The sequence below is a fragment of the Inquilinus limosus genome, from assembly GCF_051487185.1.
In the GTDB taxonomy this organism is placed as follows: Bacteria; Pseudomonadota; Alphaproteobacteria; order DSM-16000; family Inquilinaceae; genus Inquilinus; species Inquilinus limosus_F.
In genome coordinates this window covers 1-2,522 of the sequence record NZ_JAHVDK010000069.1, presented here as the reverse complement: position 1 = coordinate 2,522, position 2,522 = coordinate 1, and the positions used below count along the sequence as shown (strand labels likewise).

Here is a 2,522-nt window from a genome sequence, read left to right as displayed (position 1 = left end):
GGTGAGCACGTCATTGCCGTTCAGGCCTTGAAGCACGTTGTCGCCGGTGTTCCCGACCAGGCTGTCATTGCCCTGGCTGCCGAGAAGGTTCTCGATGCTGGTCAGCGTGTCGCCCGCGGCGTCGCCGCCGGCGCCAATGCCGGTGACGAGGCTGACCACGACCCCGGTCAGGCCGGTGTGGTAGGTGGCGATGTCGATGCCGGCGCCGCCGTCCAGCACATCCGCCCCGGCCCCGCCGCGGAGCAGGTCGTTGCCGTTCCAGCCCTGCAGCGCATTGGCGCCGCTGGTCCCGATCAGGGTGTCGTGGCCCTGGCTGCCGGAGAGGTTCTCGATACCGGCCAGCGTGTCGCCCTGGGCATCGCCGCCGCTGCCGGTGCCGGCCGTCAGGTTCACCGTGACCCCGACCGCGCCGGTGTCGTAGCTGGCGGTGTCGGTGTCGGTGCCGGCGCCGCCATCGAGCGCGTCCGCCCCCGCCCCGCCGCGGAGGACGTCGTCGCCGCCGCCGCCGCGCAGAGCATTCGCCCCGGCGTCGCCGTCCAGAACGTCGGCGAAGCTCGAGCCGACGATATTCTCGATCCCGTTCAAGGTATCGCCCTGGGCGTCGCCGCCCATCCCCGTGCCGGTCGCCAGGCTGACCTGCACCCCGACGGCCGAGTTGTTGTACCAGGCCGTGTCGACGCCGGCGTCCCCGATCAGGGCGTCCGCACCGGCCTCTCCAGCGATGGCATCGTCGCCGGCGCCGCCATCGATCCGGTTGGCGCCGCCGTTGCCGATCAGATTGTCGGCCAAGTTGGAGCCGATGACATTCTCGATGCCGGTGAGCGTATCGCCCTGGGCATCGCCACCCGAGCCCGTGCCGGTTCGCAGATCGATCGCGACAGCGGCGGCGGACCCGGCGTAGCTCGCCGTGTCGATGCCGTCGCCCCCTTGCAGCGCGTCAGCCCCGGCGCCGCCGGTGAGCCTGTTGGCGCCGGCGTCGCCGGTGAGCGTGTCGGCGAAGCCGGAGCCGACGACGTTCTCCACCGCGATAAAGGTGTCACCCTGGGCATCGCCGCCGGTGCCGGTGCCGGTCGCCAGGTTGACCTGCACCCCGACGTTCGAGGCGTCGTAATAGATCATGTCGACGCCGTTGCCGCCGTTGATGGCGTCGGCACCGCCATAGCCGTTGATCAGGTCGTCGCCGTCGCCGCCGTCGAGGGCATTGGCCCCGGCATCGCCGCGCAGGATGTCGGCGAAGGCCGAGCCGATCAGGTTTTCGATGCTCTGCAGCACGTCGCCCTGGGCGTCGCCGCCCGAATTCACGCCGAAGGTCAGGTCGGCGGAGACCCCGGTGGCGGATTGGGCATAGGTCACCGTGTCGGTGCCGTTGCCGCCCCGCAGGGTGTCGGCGCCGCCGCGCCCGTCGAGCCGGTCGTTGCCGTCGCTGCCGTCGAGGATGTTGGCCACGGCGTTTCCGGTCAGGGTGTCGGCCGTGATCCAGCCGGTGAGGTTCTCGACGTTGATCAAGATGCTCCCGCCGCCGGTGCCGGCCGTGAGGTCGACCGAGGCATTGGTAAGGCGGGTGTAGACCGCCGTATCGTTGCCGTCACCGCCGTCCAGCACGTCGACCCCTCTCCCGGCTCCGCCATCGAGGGTGTCGTTGCCGGCCCCGCCGTTCAGCTTGTCGCCGCCGCCGCCGACGGTCCCGAAGATGTAACCGTCGCCGATCAGGATATCGTCGCCGTTGCCGCCGTTGAGGGTGTCCTCGCCGTCCGCCCCGAGCAGGGTGGTGCCGATGTCCTGATTGGCGGTGAGGGTGTCGGAATAGGCCGAGCCCCAGAGCACTTCGATGCCGGTCAGCGTGTCGCCCTGGGCGTCGCCGCCCGTGCCGGTTCCGGTGATCAGGTTGACGGTCACCCCCGCGCCCGAGGCGTCATAGGTGACGAAGTCGGTGCCGGCGCCACCGGTCAGGACGTCGGCCCCGCCGCCGCCCCGGAGCGCATCGTCACCACTGCCGCCGTCGAGGGTGTCGTTCCCGCCCTGGCCACGCAGGTCGTCGTTGCCGTCCAGGCCGTTGATGATATCGATGCCGTCGGGATTGGCCGGGGCGCCCGGATCGGTGCCGGTGAGGGGATCGTTGCCGGGGGTGCCGTTGATGGTCTGCGTCATCGGATCGTCCTCCTGTCAGGCCTCCCTGTGGGCGGCCGAGCTTCGCAATGCGCCCGGCTGGCCCGGGCAGACACGGAACGGGTGGGATCTTGCAGACCCGACGCATATGCGGTTAGGTCCAGATCGGACAAACCCGTGGGTCCAGATGCGGCTCCGATGGGTCCAGATCGCCCCTATCGATGGGTCCAGATGACGCCGGGGGCGATGCCGGACCGGCCGATTGTCCTACAGCACGAAGTCTGCCGCGGTGAGCGCGTGGTCGGAGATGACGTTGATGGCGAAGTCCGGGATCTTGTCGCCGTTGGCGTCGGCATAGACCACCTGGATCGCCCCCGCCGTAACCACCCGCAGCTCGCCGGCCTGGCGGGTGAAGT

General features: G+C 70.2%; 1 protein-coding gene. It reads right to left on the bottom strand.

All coding sequences use genetic code 11. The annotated features are described in order from the left end of the window. On the bottom strand, nt 1–2,148 hold a 2,148-nt coding region (locus KXR53_RS35410), incomplete at its 3' end, for a beta strand repeat-containing protein (protein ID WP_437380316.1). Nucleotides 2,149–2,522 lie beyond the last annotated feature (374 nt).